The sequence below is a fragment of the Geomonas azotofigens genome, from assembly GCF_018919395.1.
GTDB classification, from domain to species: domain Bacteria; phylum Desulfobacterota; class Desulfuromonadia; order Geobacterales; family Geobacteraceae; genus Geomonas; species Geomonas azotofigens.
In genome coordinates this window covers 122,152-139,222 of sequence record NZ_JAHLME010000003.1, presented here as the reverse complement: position 1 = coordinate 139,222, position 17,071 = coordinate 122,152, and the positions used below count along the sequence as shown (strand labels likewise).

The window sequence follows — 17,071 nt, the reverse complement described above, 5'->3', positions numbered from 1 at the left end:
TCACTTTCATGATGGCGGGAAATTTTGCCGCTGAAAGGCAATTAGCAGGGATAACGGGATGAACCTGAATTACCGCAGCCCTGTTAAACGCCTTTGTTACTTTCTGCAGTTGGCACAGAGGCCGTAGATCTCGAGGCGGTGCCGCTCGATCAGGAAGCCGCGGCTGTCAGCCACCTCGTCCTGCAGTTTTTCGATGGTTTCGTTTTCGAATTCCTCGATGTGGCCGCAGCGGGTGCAGACCAGGTGATCGTGGTGCTCCCCTTCGCTCACGTGCTCGTAGCGGGTCTGCCCGTCGCCGAACTGCATCTCGCGGGCGATTCCGGCCTCGGCGAAGAGCTTGAGGGTGCGGTACACGGTGGCGTAGCCGATGTTTGGGTGCTTGGACCTGAGCTTCAGATACAACTCCTCGATGCTCAGATGCCTGTCGCTGGAAAGGAAACTGTCGAGGATGATGTCGCGCTGCTTGGTCGACTTCAATCCCTTCTGGGACATGAAGTCAGCGAAAACTTTTTTCTTGGCTCGTTTCATGAGGACCCCAATTGAAAGTGGATGTCATGATAGCGAGCGACACGGTCACTGTCAACTCTTTTTTGGGGGACAGAAGGAAAAGGTGAGGAGTCTGTGTCAGGCAGCGGGAAAGGCCATGAGAAGATGGGTAACGACTGCCACAGGGGGAGGTTTTTCTGGCAAAGCAGCGGAGCTAACCTTGCATCAAAAAAGATGACCAGGGGTGCATTGAACAGTCACATGCACGGCAGGCCCGCAGGAACAGACGCCCCCCGTTGCTGCAGCAGCTGCAGCAACTCCGCGCGCTTCCGACAGTCGGGAAGACCGGGATCACTGCAAAAGCGCCGCTGGTAATCAATTAGCTCTCCCAATACCGTGAAGCCATGCATGCTCTTGCCCCGGAAGTCAGCACCCTTCAGAAGCAGATCCTTTGCCCGGTCGTACTCCATCTGCATCACCAAGTCCAGAAGCAGGGACGAGCCGTCCGGGAGTTTGGAATTGATGTTGGCGCCGTGGGCCAGCAGCATGTCGTACTGAGGCCAATTCTCTCGTGACACAGCTATAAAGATCAGAGACACCCCATCATTGGTTTTCAAGTTTGGATCGAGCCCGAAATCCAGGAAACACTTGAGGTATTCCGGATTTTTTTCCATTACAGCATCATCTGCCGCAGCAACTGTGCCTTTCGAGGTTTTGCTGTTTGGATCAACGCCCAGCTCAAATAACAGCTTCAACACCGGCTTTTGTTTCAGCTTTACAGCTACTCGCAAAGGTGTGTCCTCATATTTACCCACACAATTCAAGTTGACACCACTCACCGAAAGCCTTCGGATTTCATTCAAGTCTCCAGCGGCAATTGCCTTTACAAGCTCAACCTCCTTCGGTGAGGCAAAGTCCTCGGAGTAGTCAATATCAGACATAGCGTTGCCCCCTCTGCAACCGCAAAACGTCATTACGCTCAATAGTAAGGTGAAAAGTATCTTCATCACAAGATGCTCCCTTTTATTACTGCAATATCATCTGCCTTTTGCTGCTCCATCCCAGCAATGACGAACAGCGGATCATGCAGCTTTACCTTTCTTATTGGATTCATGGCATTTGCCGTTCGTCCACCAAGGCCAGGTGCTATGCCATGCGAAGTCTTACCGTCCAAAGCCTCTTTGGCGTTTACGAGGATAGGGACTTTGTGGATAGGGCCCGCCGCAGGAAAGGTGACTGTGCCCTTTTCAACCATGGCCCGGCGTCCTGCGATAGCCATCGCGCAGCCGCCGACTGGGGTGACTGAAGCAACCCCAGCGAGAGCAAACCGCTGAAAACCGGGAGCTTGAATGGAATCGAGAATCTCCCCCTCTGCGACAAAAGTTTCGACTTTGCAAGGACTTGCCCCCCTAACATCGCTTAGACGAATACGCTCCAAGGTCTTCGGGTGCACACCTGCTGGATCAATAGCAAAAACCTTGCTGTCAGATACTATGCCGGCTGCGGTTGCCATCCCTCCTCCCATGGAGTGGCCAGTAAAATCAATTTTGCCCCCTAAACTTTTCTTGAGCTTTTTTGCAGCCTTCATCGCCCTTGAATAATGATCTGTTTCTCCACCAAAGGCCTGCAGCACATCAGCAACTCCATCTTTGATCCCCTGAGTCCCTCGAAACGAAACTACATATTGCTCCTGACCAAAGACGTCAGGCTTCGCCCTGTATAGTTCAGCGTAGTAACCGTCCTTGTGTTCTGATGGACGGAATTTTGGGTCCACCTGTGGGAAATCCTCCGCACTCATCCCCAGTTTCCTCAACTCCTCCGGCGCTACCCGCTCCCACCCTTCCGGCGGTTCACCCTGTCCCACCTTGTAGGCATCATCGGCCAACCGCGCCCGCTCGACGGCAATATTGTTGCGCTCGAAGCGCGCCGTCGCCTGTGCCAACGCATCCCGCTGTCTTCCAGGCGGCATCCTTTTCAGCCGCGCCTTGCTCGCTGCGAGCTTCGCTTTTCTCTCTGCGACTCGCTGGGCCTTCCCGTTTTTGGGACAGGGCACGATGGCAGCTCCGGCTGGCTGGGGGAACAGTCGTTTCGCGGCCTGCTTTTTCGCCTCGGATATGGCATGTGCCACTTGTTCCACTGCCGTTTTGGTAACCTTCCCGGCATGCTCCGCGCCGCTCCTCGCCGCAATGCCTATGCGGTCAATCCACCCTGGCTGCATACTCCCATGTCCTTCCATGGCTCCCCCCACCTACGGAACCGCGCCAAGCGGTCTTATCGCTTCTCTTCGCGCCTCGCTGCCGTAACCTCAACGAAGTCCCAGAGCCACTGGGCTTTGCGTTCACAGTCCATTTCGTAATCCAGAAGCACCTCTTGCGCGACGGGGTAGTCCTCGTCGAAGTTCAACCCCAGGATCAGGGCGGCAGCGATGAAGGGAGCTACGTGGGTTTCAAGGACCAGTTTGTACCCGGCCGCACGCTCCGTCAGGTCCTCGATTAACTTTCCCAACGCCTTGCGTGACTGCTTGGCTGTTTCAGGGAACGTGGCGTAGAGATACCCCCGCATGCGTTCCACATAGATACTCCGCCCCAGTTGTTCGAGTTGCTCTGTCCGCAACGTCAATCGTTCCGCTAGTGCGGCTGATGGCTCAGGTCCATGTGGTTGCGCCATATCAGCCCAAAGCGCAGGTGCATTATCCTGCCAACGCACCGCTCGTTGTTGCAACGCCCCTTCCCTCAGATTGAAAAGCAGGGCATTTTCGGGTTCCTCATCTTCGAGCAGGAACCACTGCACGGGGCCGAAGAAACTTCTGAGTTCCGCGCAGGTGCAGGTCGGGAGATAGTTGCGCAGCACCGCTGGGTCGTAATAGCGGAAATAATACGGTTTGCCGGCATGTTCGATCTCGACACACCTTCTGAAGTGTCTATGCAAGGCGTGCAGATCATGAGGGGAGATGCCGAGAATGCCCCAATTCTTCCCCCAACCGCTCTGCAACAGCCAGTCTGTGACGGACCCGCTCCGGCCGAGTACAACGAGGTAGGGAGCGACTTGTGCCATGTCCGGGTCCAGTGCTCCACGTAACAGGCAGGCATGTTCGGAACCATGCGCCAGCAAGGCAGCGGGGAGATTCGGAATGGAGGCCCCGTCCAGGATGGCGAAAGAAGTGGCGCCATCCAGACAAAACAACTGCCTCCTCAACGCGCTCAGGTCAGCCGCTGCGATCATTTGGCACTGGGTTTGTTGGTGATCTCGGGGGGGATATCTTCGGGGAGGGGCTGCACGGGCCTGCCGCATTTCTGGCAGCACACCTCGCAGCCGGTCTGCTTACTGGAGTCCTCTTCCAACTGCGGCTTTGTCTCCTTCTTCGCCGCCTTGCACTTCTGGCAGCAGTCGCACGCGTTCTCCTGCATCGGGCTTACCTCTACATCCCGCTGGTCGGGCAGGAACTTGCCGTTGCCGCGGTGTACCAGTTCACCACCTTCTCCCAACGACAGCGCAGCCTGGGACAAAAGCAGCAACACGACGGCGATCGGCATCTTCTTCATGGGCGGCTCCTCCGTTACCGGGCGATGGCGAGAACGGTTAACATTAACACCCACCAACCTGCTGTCAAACAGCGCTTTTAAAAGGCCGCCAGGAAAAGAGCAGGTATTACGGCACGGATGCTTTTCTCTGGTATACTCGCCGGATGAACAAACTCTAACAGGAGGTGTCCCCATGCAGAGGCGTTTAGTGGTAACAGTGGCGGTACTGGCACTCATTACCGGTAGCGTAGCAGGATGCAAGAAGAAGAGTGAAGAACAGGCTCAACCTCCACAAAGTGTTGTGTCGACCGCCAAGTCGGCAACCTCGACCGCGCCGCCGGCGCCGTCCTCGACCGGTCTCACCGGTGAACAGCTCTTCAAGCAGCACTGCGCGGTCTGCCACCCCAACGGCGGCAACACCATCACCCCGTCCAAGACATTGAGCGCCAAGGCCATGGCCGATAGGAGCAAGATCACCAAGCCCGAGGATATCGTCAAGATCATGCGTAACCCCGGCCCGGGCATGAACAAGTTCGACGAGGGGATGATCTCCAACGACGACGCCAAGAAGATCGGCCAGTACATCCTGGCCACCTTCCCGTAGGCCACCTCTCCGGTGGGGGCGGTCCCGCCCCCACCGACACTTACCCGCTTTGTGACACAGTTCACCTCCCCCGCAACAGCCCACAACCGCTACCTCACCGGCAGCGCCAATTGATCAAGGAGCCGACATGGACAGAGAGGAAAGCCTCACCTTGGCCGCAGAGATCATGCTCGATTTCGCCGCGCAGACAGGGCTGTCCAGGGATGACAAGCCGCAGCGCCGTTACCTCTGGACCGACGCCTTCGCGGTGTGCAACTTCCTGGAGCTTTACCACCGAAAGCAAGAGGAGAAGTGGCTGGAGCTGGCACTACGACTGGTGGACCAGGTACATCAGACCCTGGGGCGGCACCGGCCGGACTCCGCGAAAAGCGGATGGCTGAGCGGACTCGGCGAGGAGGAGGGAAAACGGCACCCTACCCGGGGCGGACTGCGTATCGGCAAGAAGATGGAAGAGCGCGCACCGGACGAGCCGATGGACGAGCGTCTGGAATGGGAACGGGATGGGCAATACTACCACTACCTGACCAAGTGGATGCGGGCGCTGACCCGCACCAGCCGGGTCACCGGGGACGCCTGCTATCTGCGTTGGGGAATGGAGCTGGCGCAGACGGCGCACCGGGCCTTCCGCTTCAGCGGGCCGGATGGGGCACTGGAACTTTACTGGAAGATGAGCAATGACCTCCGGCGCTCACTGGTCCCCTCGGTCGGCCAGCACGACCCGCTGGACGGCCTGGTCACCTGCAGCGAGATGGTCTGTGCCGCGCGCCATTTCCCTGACCAGAACCTCCCCGGCCTGGAGCGGGAGATAGGGGAACTGACGCAGATGTCCCGCGGCCGGGACTTCAGCACCAGCGACAGTCTCGGCATCGGCGGCATCCTGGTCGACGCCTGCCGGACCGGTCAACTGATCATCGACGAGGGCTTCCAGGATCTCCCCCTTTTCCAGCGCATGGTGCACGACGCCCTTTTGTCGCTGGAAGACATGGGCGGCGGTTTTGTGGATCAGCCGGCAAAATACAGGCTTGCGTTTCGCGAGCTCGGTCTCGCCATCGGGCTGAAGGGAGCCGCGCGGCTTTCCCGGCTGTTCGAGGAATATCCCGACGTGCACGGGGGCGAACTGGCAGAGTGGTTGCAGCCCCGGCTCGAAGCGATGCTGTGGTTTCACAAGCTGTCGGGAAGGATCGAAAGGTTCTGGATCGAGGAAAGGAGAAAGGGGACGGAACACTGGAGGTCTCACGGCGACATCAACATGGTCATGCTGGCCACGAGCCTCGCGCCGGAGCAGTTCCTCAGGGCCGTTTGATTCAGCCGCCGGATCACAACTGGTAGGTGGCGCCATCCTGCAAGATTTCCAGGCCCGGGATAGCGAGCGACGCAAGCTCGCCGGCGATCACCTCCTGGTACTGCGGCTTTAGGTGGGTGATCAGAACCCGGCGCGGGGGGCGCGAGAGCTTGACCAGCTCTTTGGCCAGCAGGGCCGGGGTGAGATGGCCGGTCATCAGGGCGATTTCCTCCATCGCACTCGGGAAGGAAACCTCCACCACGAGCGCGGCGAGGTCGCCGGCCAATTCCCAGATGCGCTCCGTCGGGCCGGTGTCCCCGGTGTACAGCAGCGACACCCCACCCCGGGTAACGCGATACCCCAGCGCCGGGACCGGATGGTTGACCCGGCATGCGAGCACCGAGTAGTCGCCCACCTGGAACTCCGTTTCCACAGGTACCTCCCGGTAGCTCAGCACCGGGTCCTGCGGCGTGGGTATCCTGGAGAAGTCGGGCCAGATCAGGCCGTTCATGACATGGGAGCCGATGGCGGCGATGACTTCGGCGCTGGCGATCACCTGGACCTTATGCGATGAGCCCGACACCACGATGTTGTCGGCCAGAAACGGGATGCCGCGGACGTGGTCCATGTGGCAGTGGGTCACCAGGATGTGCTCGATGCCGCGCTGCTCCTCCTGGTCCAGGGCGGCGCCCACCGTGCCGGCGTCCAAAAGCAGGGAGCCGTCGATCAGGAAACCCGAAGGGCTGTGCCCGGGGAACTCGGCGCCGGAACATCCTAATACGCGTAGCTTCACGGCATCTCCTCTACTTGCCCCCAAACGCGGCCAGTCTCTCCTGCGCCTGTTTCGCCACCGGGCTGTCCGGGTATTTGGCGACGATTTCCTGGTACAGCTTTTTCGCGTGTTCCCGGTTGTTCTGCTTCTCTTCGAATTGAGCCGTGTCGAAGAGCTCCTTCCCCTTGTCACCGGCGCAGCCACAAAGCGCCGCCAATAGCAGCGTTCCCAGTACCACTCTCTTCATACTTGCCTCCTCCGGTTGAGCCGCAGCGGCGGCTTATCAAAGACAGCACCAACAGGGGGCACCATTACCATTAAGACATGACCATGTAAATATCTTTTCCCGCTCATGTCACTTCCACTATTCCTGTCGGCTCGAATGCGGCGAACTTGAGAGAACGATCGCGCGCCTTGCCTATGTACGGTGTGGACATCCGCAGCCCGTCGCATGGTAACTGCGATGGCGGTGACGTCGGTCACCTTTACGGCTTAGATTAGATTTGTATAATTTTGAGGCACATCCGTGGCAACGGCCTCCGCCGGCCTGTCGGCAGAGGCACAACCAAGCTGTGAGTGGAGGTGGCTATGAACATGATAGAGCTTAAGAGGATGTCCAAGGCCGTATGCATCACGCTACTGTTGGCTTTGCTGCCAGCCTGTGGTGGCGGAGGGGGTGGCAGCGATCAGCCGGTAGACCACTCCAAGTACGCCGGCCCGATCGCCCGGGCCGACATCACCACCAGCAACGCCGTAGCATTTACCACCGATGCCTACGCGGCCGGCAGTATCGGCGCGTCCGCCAACGTGATCGGCGTCATGGTGCAAAATGACGACACTCCCGGCGGCAAACTGACCACCCTCCCCGAGATCGCCGCCACGGTCCGAGGGAGCATTCCGCAAGCCCTGGCGCGCGTGCAGCAGGCCGCCCCGCTTCCCGGTGTTGCCGCCAGCAGCACGGTCTATGGTACGGCTGGCGGGTCGGCGGCAGTCAGCATGAACCTCAACGAGAGCACCGGCAACTTCAACGGGACCATGACCTTCAACAAGTACCAGAACCTCAGCAACGGCCCGACCATCACGGGGAGTGTCACCATGACCGGCATCTACAACGCGGCCACCGGCAGCTACGACTCCATCACCATGGATTTCGCCCCGCTCTCCGCCACCACCGCCAAGGGGAGCGCCACCATGTACGGCTCCTTCGCGTTCAGCGCCACGGCCACCAGCGAGACCCTCAGGATGTCCTGCACGCTGAGCGTCAACTCCAGCCCCAACTACTGGATCAAGGACTGGACCTATACCTTCTCCGGGGACACGCTCACCATCACCGGGGTCTACTATCACCCGAGCTACGGATACGTAGAGGTGACGACACCGACCCCGTTGACGGTAAGCTCATTCCCGGGCGTGCCCACCTCGGGGGTGTTCCAGGCAGCCGGCGCCCATTGCTCGAAAGCAAGGCTCACTTTCAGCTCGACCGGCACCACAGTCACCGCCATCGCCAGCGGCAGCGATCAGTGGCAACTCTGCACCGAGTAGTAGCCGGCGCCTCTCTACAACCGCACCTCATAAAGCCCCCTTCCCCCTGCCGGCGGAGGGGGCTTTGCTTTCAGCACCCGCACCTTCCCCCCACAGACAGACCACTCCTTGAACAACGGGCGATGTTAGCCTAAAGTCATAGCTATGCCGCCATCCGTATTGAGACATTTCCACCCGCTGATCCAGCAGTGGTTCATTGAGAAAGTGGGCGACCCCACCGATGTCCAGTTGCGCGCCTGGGATGAAATAAGCCGACAGCGCCACGTGCTGGTCACCGCGCCGACCGGCAGCGGCAAGACCCTGGCCGCCTTCTTATGGGCCATCAACCAGTTGGTCACCGGCGCCTGGTCCCGCGGCGAAACCAGGGTGCTCTACGTATCGCCGCTGAAAGCCCTCAACAACGACGTGCGCCGCAACCTGCTCGCCCCGCTGGGCCAACTGCGCGAGTTTTTCGCCGCCCACGGCGAGGAATTCCCCGCCATCACCGTCCAGGCCAGAAGCGGCGACACCCCCGGCGACGAGCGGCGCAGAATGCTGCGTCACCCTCCCGAGATCCTGATCACCACCCCGGAAAGCCTCAACATCATGGTCACCTCCAAGGGGAGCAGGGCCACGCTCACCGGCGTAGCCACCGTGATCCTGGACGAGATCCACGCCGTCGCCGGCGACAAGCGCGGCACCCACCTGATCACCGCGGTGGAAAGGCTCACCCTGTTAAGCGGCGAGTTCCAGCGCATCGCCCTCTCGGCCACGGTGCGCCCCCTGGAAACGGTCGCCGACTTCGTCGCCGGGCTGCGCCTGGTCGGCCAGCGCTACCAGCCGCGCCCGATTTCCCTGGTCCGAGGCGAACAGGAAAAGCGGTTCGAGCTGGAAATAAGCGCCCCGGCCACCGTGCTCTCGGGGGCGGATGAACAATTCTGGCCCGCCCTGGTGGAACGCTTCGCCGACATCATCGCCAGGCACCGTTCCACCCTTTTCTTCGCCAACAGCAGGAGGACCACCGAGAAGGTGACCCGGTTCATCAACGAGCTCTCCGGGGAGGAACTTGCCTACTCCCACCACGGCTCGCTCTCCCGCGAGATCCGCCTGGCGGTCGAGGAGCGCTTGAAACGCGGCGAATTAAAGGCCATCGTGGCCACCAATTCGCTGGAGCTGGGCATCGATATCGGCAAGCTGGACAGCGTGGTCCTGATCCAGACGCCGCGCTCCATCTCCTCGGCGATCCAGCGCATCGGCCGCTCCGGGCACGGTGTCGGCGAGGTCAGTAGCGGCAAGCTCTTTCCCACCTACGGCATGGACTTCGTCTGCGCCGCGGTCATCGCGCGCGCCATCGCCGAAGGGGAGATCGAGGAACTGCATCCGGTGCAAGCCCCGCTCGACCTGCTGGCCCAGATCATTCTCGCCATGGCGCTCCCCGAACAGTGGCACCTGGACGAGCTCTACGATTTCCTGAGGTGCAGCTACCCGTACCGCAACCTGTCCCGGCAGCAGTTCGACCTGGTGATCGGCATGCTGGAGGGGAAGTACGCCGATTCGCACGTGCCGGAGTTGCGCCCGCGCGTCACGGTGGATCGCCTGGAGGAGACCATCGCCACCCGCCCCGCCCTCTCCATGCTGGTCTACCTGGAGGGGGGGACCATACCGGAGCGGGGCTACTACGAGCTCCGTCTCAGGGAGAGCGGCGCCAAGATCGGCGAACTGGACGAGGAATTCGTCTGGGAGAGAAGGCTCGGCGACACCTTCGCGCTCGGGGCACAGGTCTGGCAGATCACCGAGATCAGTCACAGCACCGTGCTGGTGGTCCCGGCCCACAAATCCCAGCAGATCATCCCGTTTTGGCGTGCCGAGGAACTTGACCGGGATTTTTTCTACTCCGAGAGGATCTCCTCGTTCCTCGAATCCTGTGACCAGCGGCTGGGACGGCAGGACCTGGTCGAAGAGTTGATGCTGCGCCACTTCATGGACGAGGGAGCGGCCAAGGCGCTCGAGAGTTATCTTACGCTGCAAAGGGAAGCGACGGGGGCTCCCCTCCCCCACCGCCACCACCTGCTGATCGAGCATTTCCGCGACCCGGTCGGCGGGGCCGAGACGGAGCAGATCATCCTGCACACCCTCTGGGGCAACGCCGTAAACCGCCCCTTCACCTTCGCGCTGGTCGCGGCTTGGGAGCGGCGCTACGGCTACCCGCTGCAGGCCTTCTACAACAACGACGGCATCGCGCTGCTGCTCCCCCACGAGATGGAGCACCTGGACGAGATCCTCGAACTGGTCACCCCTGACAACATCGAGCCCCTGCTCAGGGAATCGCTGGAAGGGACCGGCTATTTCGGCGCCCGGTTCAGGGAAAACGCCGGGCGCGCGCTGCTTCTTTCGCGGAGCAACTTCAAGAGGCGGATGCCGCTTTGGCTGAACCGCCTCCGCTCCAAAAAGCTCCTCGCCTCCGTGCTGCGCTACCGCGACTTCCCGGTCCTGCTGGAGACGTGGCGCTCCGCGCTGAAGGACGACTTCGACCTGGCAAACCTTAGGCGGCTCCTGGAGGAAATCCAGGACGGCAGCATCAGGGTCACGGCCGTGCACACCAACGAGGCGTCTCCCTTCGCCAAGGGTCTCATCTGGCAGCAGACCAACAAGTACGTCTACGAGGACGACACGCTGGGGGGGGGCCGGAAGTCCTCGCTCGGCAGCGATTTCTTCAAGGAGTTGGCGCTCTCCCCGCACCTGCGTCCCCACCTCCCCGTCGAACTGGTGCGCCAGTTCCAGGGAAAACGTCAGCGGCTGGAACCAGGATACGCCCCCGACTCCGCCCGCGAGCTTATCGACTGGGTCAAGGAACGGTTGCTGATCCCGCTCCGGGAGTGGCCGGACTTGTTGCGGGCCGTCGCCCGCGATGGCGGGCTCGGCGCAGAGGAGATGCCGGCGCAGGTCGCGGAGCGACTGGTCCTCATGGAACTCCCGAATGCGGAGACCCCACTGGTCGCGGCGCTGGAGATGATCCCGGAAATCGCGGAGGGGTTGGGCCGAAGCAGGGAGCAAATAACGATTACTCCGCTCGTCGCGGACCGGCGCCTGCCCCAACTGTTGCGGGAGTCGCTCGACACGTTGTGGCGCAGGGGGGAGGACAGCGGCGGTGAGGAAGAGGAGCCTGCCACGGCAAGAGTGCTGGGGAGGTGGCTTGCCTACTACGGTCCGGTGGACCTGGCCGTGTTGCAGCGCGCCCTGGGAATTGAGGAGGGCCTGCTTCGTGACGCCCTGCAGAGCCTGGAAGAAAGCGGTGCCGTCCTCGTCGACCAGTTCACCGAGGGAGTTTTGCAACCGCAGGTTTGCGACGCGGTGAATCTGGAGGCGTTACTGCGGATGCTGCGCAGATCGAGAAGGCCCGCGTTCCAGGCGCTGGACCTTGCCCAACTCCCGCTGTTCCTGGCGCAGTTCCAGGGGATCGCGCAACCGGGCAGCACCCCCGACGACCTGCGGGACCGGCTCGAACAGCTGCTTGGCGCACCGCTTCCGGTGGCTCTCTGGGAGGAGGACGTCCTTCCCGCCCGACTTGCTCCCTACCTCGGCGCCTGGCTGGACAGCCTGATGCAGAGTAGCGACCTGTTCTGGTTCGGTTGCGGCCCCAAGCGGCTCACCTTCGCCTTCCCCGAGGACCTCGACCTGTTCCAGGACCAGGATGAAAGCGGGGACGCGGCAACGGAACCGGAGCGCCCCGCATTGATAACGGATGACCGGGGGCACTACAACCTGGGCGCGATCTGCTCCATGGCGGGAGTCACGGCGGCGACGGCGACCACGGAACTTTGGCAGGAGGCCTGGAGGGGAGAGGTGAGCAACGACTCCTTCGCCGCCGTGCGCAAGGGAATCCTGAACCGCTTCGAGTTGCCGCAGGCGGATTCGGGGCACCGCCAGCCGTTGCACGGCCGGCATCCGCGGCGGCCACCAGGCAGTCGTTGGAACCGCGCCCAGGAAGGCATTGGCAATTGGTTCCTGCTACCGGGACGGCAAACGGAAAGTGACGCGCTGGAAAAGGAGGAAAGAAACAAGGATCGCGTGCGGGTACTGCTGGAGCGCTACGGCATCCTGTTCAGGGAGCTTCTGGCACGGGAACTCCCATCCCTGCAGTGGAGCCGCCTGTTCAGGACGCTGCGCATCATGGAGATGTCCGGCGAGCTCATCTCCGGCAACTTCTTCGACGGCATCCACGGTCTTCAGTTCGTGTCGCGGGAGGCGTACCAGCTGCTGGAGCGGGGCCTGTCCCGGGATGCCGTCTTCTGGCTCAACGCCGCCGATCCCGCCTCCCTGTGCGGCAGCGGCATCGAGGGACTGCGCGAGGCGCTCCCGTCCCGCATCCCGTCCACCCACCTGGTTTACCACGGCCCGCGCCTGGTCCTCATCTCGAGACGCTACGGCAAAGAGCTGGAGTTCAGGGCGGGGGCGGACCATCCCGAGTTGCAGAACTATCTCGCCTTGTTCAGAACGCTGGTAGGGCGCGAATTCAATCCCTTGAAGCGCATCACCGTGGAACAGATCAACGGGGAGCCGGCGAAGGAATCGCCGTATGCCGAGCCGCTCAGGCGTTTCGGCTTCCAGGAATCCTACTCCGGGTTGGAGTATTGGCGGCAGTACCCGTAGCGACCCTGCTACGAGGTGATCAGGGCGGTGAAGCCCCCACCCTCCGCCGGCACCAGCTCAATGCTGTTGTCGATACAGGGGATCCGGTCTTCGGCATGGTGGTTCACGTAGAGGATCTGCGTGTTGCCGGTGCGCCCCAGGTGATCGATCAGTTTCAGCACCATCTCACGGTTCACATCGTCCAACCCCTGGCAGGGCTCGTCCAAGATGAGAAGGTCCGGTTGCTTCACCATGGCGCGGGCCAGCAGCACGAGCCTCTGCTCCCCGTAGGACAGATCCCGGAAAGCATGTTCTTTTCTGTGATCCATGTGCAAGAGCTTCAGCCACTCCAGCGCGATCTCCTGCTGGTGCAAGGTGTACTGCGAGTACATGCCGATGGAGTCGTACATCCCGGAAATGACCACGACCTTCACCGTCCCGCCGACCCGGTACTCCTGCTGCAGCGAGGTGGAGACGAGGCCGATGCGCTTCTTGATGTCCCAGACGCTCTCCCCGCTCCCCTTCTTGCGGCCGAACAGGCTGATGTCGTTGGCGTAGGCCTGCGGGTTGTCGCCGCTGATCAGGCTCAGCAGGGTCGACTTCCCCGAACCGTTGGGGCCGCTGATCTTCCAGTGTTCCCCGGCTTTCACCGTCCAGTTGACACCGTTCAGCACGGACTTTTCGCCGTAGCGCACCGTCACGTCCTTCATCTCGATGAGCGGCTGGCCCGGAACGAGCGGCGGAGCGCTACGCGCCGTGTCGACCTCGGGCAAGGTATCCGGCAAGGTGTAGTGGAAGGCATGGAAGCGGCGTAGCGCCTCCGAGCCCAGCATCTCGTCCCTGGTGCCGGACCTGAGGATGCGGCACTCCTGCAGGTAGGCGATGTGGGTCGTTTCCGGCATGATTTCGCTGAAGCGGTTCAGGAGGAGCACCACCTGGATGCCGCGTTCGATGCAGCGGCTGATCAGTTGCCGAAGCACTTCGGACGATTCCCGGTCCAGCCCGTCGAACGGTTCGTCCAATACCAGCAGTTCCGGCTCCTGCAAGAGCGCCTTGCAGATGAGCGTCTTGCGCATCTCGCCCGTGGAGAGGAACTTGATGCCGCGCTCCAGGATCTTGGTGAAACCCAGTTCCTGTGCCAGTTCGGCCAGTCTCGTTTCGTCGGCGTCGGTGCCGGAGAGGATGAACTTGTCGACGCGGGTTCCTTCGGTCACGTATCCCAGGAAATCGGAGTCGTCGTTGTAGCGCTCCTGCTCCAGGATCTCGTCGATCTTTTCGAAAGAGACGAAGCCGGACCGGCTCGGGAGGCGGCAGGTCCCCGAGTGCACGGGCAACCCGTTGCAGAGCAGTTTCCCCAACGCCGACTTCCCCGACCCGTTCGCCCCGACCACGGCCCAGTGCTCCCCCGCGGTTATCTCAAACGAGATATCCTCGAGGTGCTTTCCTTCCGTTATCTTTGCTTTTACCTTCTCTAAACTGATCTCTACCAAAGTTTTGCCCTTTCATGCCCGGTAAGTGGGTATCACCAGACGGCCCTCTTGACGCCATAGCGTCATGGCGCTATGCTCGGTGCGGAGGTACAGATATGTGTGCATTAACAAAAAGAACAACCATTTACCTGGACCCTGCCATGCACAGGGCGCTGCAGCACAAAGCGCTGGAAACCTCTCGTTCTCTATCCGACCTCGTCAACGATGCTGTTCGCAACACTCTTGCCGAGGATGCCGAAGACTTGGCTGCGTTTGATGAACGAGTTAACGAGCCGCTGGTCACCTACGAAAGCCTCTTAAAAGAGCTGAAGGCAGATGGCCGTCTATAGCATCCTGGTAAAGGATTCGGTGCGAAAGGATCTGGAGTCGGTCCCCAAAGGCGACTTGCAAAGGATCATGAACCGCATCGGCTCCCTTGCCACCAATCCCCGACCTGTAGGCAGCGAAAAACTGACGGGGCAGGATCGGTATCGGATCCGCCAAGGGAAATACAGGATCCTCTACTCCATTCACGATCTGGAGCTAACAGTGTGGGTTGTCAAGGTCGCGCACCGACGGGACGTGTACCGTTAGCTCAGAAATCAACAAAACAAGGGGTGAGCAGAACATGCTCACCCCTTTTCTTTTGCTCACTCTGCCTTACAGCGGCAGACGTTATTACTTGTTCAGGAACTCGCGCCCGAACGGCGACATCGCGCGCAGACGGGAGATGATGGGCGGCAGTTCCCTGATCACGGCATCGATGTCGTCATCGGTGGTGAACCTGGACAGCGAGAAGCGGATGGAACCGTGGGCGCAGGTGAACGGGACGCCCATGGCGCGCAGCACGTGCGACGGCTCCAGCGACCCGGAGGTGCAGGCGCTCCCGGAAGAGGCGCAGATCCCCTTCTCGGAGAGGAGCAGCAGGATCCCCTCCCCTTCCACGAACTCCATGGCGATGGAGAGGGTGTTGGGAAGGCGCTCAGTGCCGCCGCCGTTGATCCTGGTGTTCGGGATCAGCGCGGTCAGTTCACGCTCCAGGCGGTCGCGCATCTCGCGCACGCGCCCGGCCTCCTCCGCCATGTACTGCTCAGCCAACTGACAGGCCTTGCCCATGGCGATGATGGAAGCGGTGTTCTCGGTACCCGCCCTGCGGCCGCGCTCCTGGTGCCCGCCGACCAGCATAGGGCGGAACGGGGTGCCCCGGCGCACAAAAAGGACGCCGACCCCTTTGGGGGCATGCAGCTTGTGCCCGGACAGGGAGAGCATGTCGATGGCGGACTCCGCCATGTTCAGCGGGATCTTCCCTACCGCCTGCACCGCATCGGTGTGGAACAGGGCGCCCTTCTTCTTGACGATCTTGGCCGCTTCCTCGATCGGGAAGATGACGCCGGTTTCGTTGTTGGCGTACATGAGCGAGACGATAGCGGTATCTTCGTCGACCATCCTCTCCAGTTCGCTCAGGTCGAGTTGACCGTTACCGTCCACGTTCAACTCGGTGATGCGGTAGCCGCGCTTGGAGAGGTTGCGGCACTGGGTCAAGACCGCCGGGTGCTCGACGCGGCTGGTGATGATGTGACGCTTCTCCGGGAATACCTCGAGCGCGGAACGAATAGCGGCGTTGTCGCTCTCGGTGCCGCAGGCGGTGAAGACGATTTCGTCCGGCAGCGCGCCCAGAAGCGAGGCGACCCGGGCACGGGCCTCATCCACCTTCTTTTGCACCTGGCCGCCGAAGAAGTGCATGGAACTCGGGTTGCCGTACAGCTCGCAGAAGTAGGGACGCATCTCCTCGAAAACCCGCTCGTCCACCTTCGTGGTGGCGTTGTTGTCAAGATAGATCTCTCTCATCCCTGAACCTCCTGTACCGTGATGTCGGGGGAAACCAGCTCGCGCAGCTTCTGCTCGACGAACTTGGCGGTGTAGCCGGAGGAGGCGCAACCGGCGCATGCTTTCCTGAAGGCGACCTGGACGTTGGAGCCGTCGATGTCGATCAGTTCGAGGTCGCCGCCGTCAGCCCACAGCTGCGGACGGACCTCGTTCTCCAGGGTCTCCTGGATCAACTGCATCTTCCTGAGGTTGGTGAGTTTCGCCGGTTTCTCGGCAGCCACCTTCTTCTCTTCGCCCAGCACCTCGGCGATCAGCTCCTTGATCTTCGGGATGCAGCCGCCGCAGGCGCCGCCCGCCTTGGTGAAGTGGGTGACCTGCTCGGCGGTGGTCAGCTTGTTGGAGGCGATCACCTTCTTGAGGAAGACGTCGGTCAGGCCGAAGCATTTGCAGACCAGTTCGCCCTCGGTCTCGACGTGGTCATGGCCGTGGCCGTGCGCCGGCGCGTCGACGCCGCGGTACTTGGCGATGGCGACTTCCAGCGCCTCCTGCCCCATGACCGAGCAGTGCATCTTTTCTTCCGGAAGCCCGCCCAGGAAATCGGCGATCTGCTGGTTGGTGATTTCGAGCGCCTCGTCCAGGGTCTTGCCCTTCACCATCTCGGTCAAAGCCGAAGACGACGCGATGGCGCTGCCGCAGCCAAAGGTCTGGAATTTGGCGTCGACGATGCGCTCTTTGTTCTCGTCCAGCTTTATAAACAGCTTAAGGGCATCGCCGCAGGCAAGGCTGCCAACCTCGCCGACCGCATCAGCATCCGTTATCTCGCCCACGTTCCTAGGGTTGAGGAAATGTTCTTTTACTTTATCGGTGTAGTCCCACATAGACCCTCCCTTCTAATTAGTCCGGTTATCATAGCGCAAAGCTAGCGCAAAGAACAACCCCTAAACGACCACAATACACAGC

Annotated in this window: 16 protein-coding genes; 6 read left to right on the top strand and 10 right to left on the bottom strand. The window is 61.1% G+C overall.

Going from position 1 to position 17,071, the window contains the following annotated elements; translation table 11 throughout:
- Positions 1-96: 96 nt before the first annotated feature.
- From KOL99_RS10460 to KOL99_RS10440, 5 genes are all read right to left on the bottom strand, one after another.
- Positions 97-528 carry a Fur family transcriptional regulator gene (locus KOL99_RS10460; RefSeq protein ID WP_216510425.1) on the bottom strand — a complete coding sequence of 144 codons (432 nt, stop codon included), beginning with the start codon at positions 526-528 and terminating at the stop codon, positions 97-99.
- 215 nt (positions 529-743) lie between these two features.
- On the bottom strand, positions 744-1,427 hold the full coding sequence (locus KOL99_RS10455) for an ankyrin repeat domain-containing protein (RefSeq protein WP_216510424.1): 684 nt from the start codon (positions 1,425-1,427) through the stop codon (positions 744-746).
- Between the two features lie 65 nt (positions 1,428-1,492).
- A complete protein-coding gene (locus KOL99_RS10450) occupies positions 1,493-2,614 on the bottom strand; it encodes an alpha/beta hydrolase family protein (RefSeq protein WP_216510423.1) in 1,122 nt (373 codons plus the stop codon).
- 143 nt (positions 2,615-2,757) lie between these two features.
- Complete coding sequence (locus KOL99_RS10445) at positions 2,758-3,669, bottom strand: DUF4123 domain-containing protein (protein WP_216510422.1); 912 nt, start codon at positions 3,667-3,669, stop codon at positions 2,758-2,760.
- 35 nt (positions 3,670-3,704) lie between these two features.
- Positions 3,705-4,028, bottom strand: coding sequence for a hypothetical protein (locus KOL99_RS10440; RefSeq protein WP_216510421.1), 324 nt, complete (start codon positions 4,026-4,028; stop codon positions 3,705-3,707).
- 172 nt (positions 4,029-4,200) lie between these two features.
- On the opposite strand from KOL99_RS10440, the gene KOL99_RS10435 reads away from it, so the two are divergent.
- The gene (locus KOL99_RS10435; protein WP_216510420.1) at positions 4,201-4,611 is read left to right on the top strand and encodes a c-type cytochrome; all 411 of its coding nucleotides are present in this window, start codon (positions 4,201-4,203) and stop codon (positions 4,609-4,611) included.
- 127 nt (positions 4,612-4,738) lie between these two features.
- A complete protein-coding gene (locus KOL99_RS10430) occupies positions 4,739-5,914 on the top strand; it encodes a hypothetical protein (protein WP_216510419.1) in 1,176 nt (391 codons plus the stop codon).
- Positions 5,915-5,927: 13 nt separating this feature from the next.
- On the opposite strand, the gene KOL99_RS10425 is transcribed toward KOL99_RS10430, so the two are convergent.
- Entirely contained in the window at positions 5,928-6,686 is a 759-nt protein-coding gene (locus KOL99_RS10425; protein WP_216510418.1) for a 3',5'-cyclic-nucleotide phosphodiesterase, read from the bottom strand.
- Positions 6,687-6,696: 10 nt separating this feature from the next.
- Complete coding sequence (locus tag KOL99_RS10420; RefSeq protein WP_216510417.1) at positions 6,697-6,912, bottom strand: outer membrane protein assembly factor BamD; 216 nt, start codon at positions 6,910-6,912, stop codon at positions 6,697-6,699.
- A 341-nt stretch (positions 6,913-7,253) separates the two neighbouring features.
- On the opposite strand from KOL99_RS10420, the gene KOL99_RS10415 reads away from it, so the two are divergent.
- Complete coding sequence (locus tag KOL99_RS10415) at positions 7,254-8,207, top strand: hypothetical protein (protein ID WP_216510416.1); 954 nt, start codon at positions 7,254-7,256, stop codon at positions 8,205-8,207.
- Positions 8,208-8,351: 144 nt separating this feature from the next.
- On the top strand, positions 8,352-12,836 hold the full coding sequence (locus KOL99_RS10410) for a DEAD/DEAH box helicase (protein WP_216510415.1): 4,485 nt from the start codon (positions 8,352-8,354) through the stop codon (positions 12,834-12,836).
- Between the two features lie 8 nt (positions 12,837-12,844).
- Here the strand turns inward: KOL99_RS10410 and modF are convergent, their stop codons facing one another.
- Entirely contained in the window at positions 12,845-14,305 is a 1,461-nt protein-coding gene (gene modF, locus KOL99_RS10405; RefSeq protein WP_216510414.1) for a molybdate ABC transporter ATP-binding protein ModF, read from the bottom strand.
- 95 nt (positions 14,306-14,400) lie between these two features.
- On the opposite strand from modF, the gene KOL99_RS10400 reads away from it, so the two are divergent.
- Positions 14,401-14,634 (top strand): ribbon-helix-helix protein, CopG family, encoded by a 234-nt coding sequence (locus tag KOL99_RS10400; RefSeq protein ID WP_216510413.1) that lies wholly within the window; start codon positions 14,401-14,403, stop codon positions 14,632-14,634.
- Positions 14,621-14,878 carry a type II toxin-antitoxin system RelE family toxin gene (locus KOL99_RS10395; RefSeq protein WP_216510412.1) on the top strand — a complete coding sequence of 86 codons (258 nt, stop codon included), beginning with the start codon at positions 14,621-14,623 and terminating at the stop codon, positions 14,876-14,878. The genes KOL99_RS10400 and KOL99_RS10395 overlap by 14 nt, the downstream gene beginning before the upstream one ends.
- 84 nt (positions 14,879-14,962) lie before the next feature.
- Here the strand turns inward: KOL99_RS10395 and nifS are convergent, their stop codons facing one another.
- On the bottom strand, positions 14,963-16,132 hold the full coding sequence (nifS, locus tag KOL99_RS10390; protein WP_216510411.1) for a cysteine desulfurase NifS: 1,170 nt from the start codon (positions 16,130-16,132) through the stop codon (positions 14,963-14,965).
- Positions 16,129-16,989 carry a Fe-S cluster assembly protein NifU gene (gene nifU, locus KOL99_RS10385; RefSeq protein WP_216510410.1) on the bottom strand — a complete coding sequence of 287 codons (861 nt, stop codon included), beginning with the start codon at positions 16,987-16,989 and terminating at the stop codon, positions 16,129-16,131. The genes nifS and nifU overlap by 4 nt, the downstream gene beginning before the upstream one ends.
- Positions 16,990-17,071 lie beyond the last annotated feature (82 nt).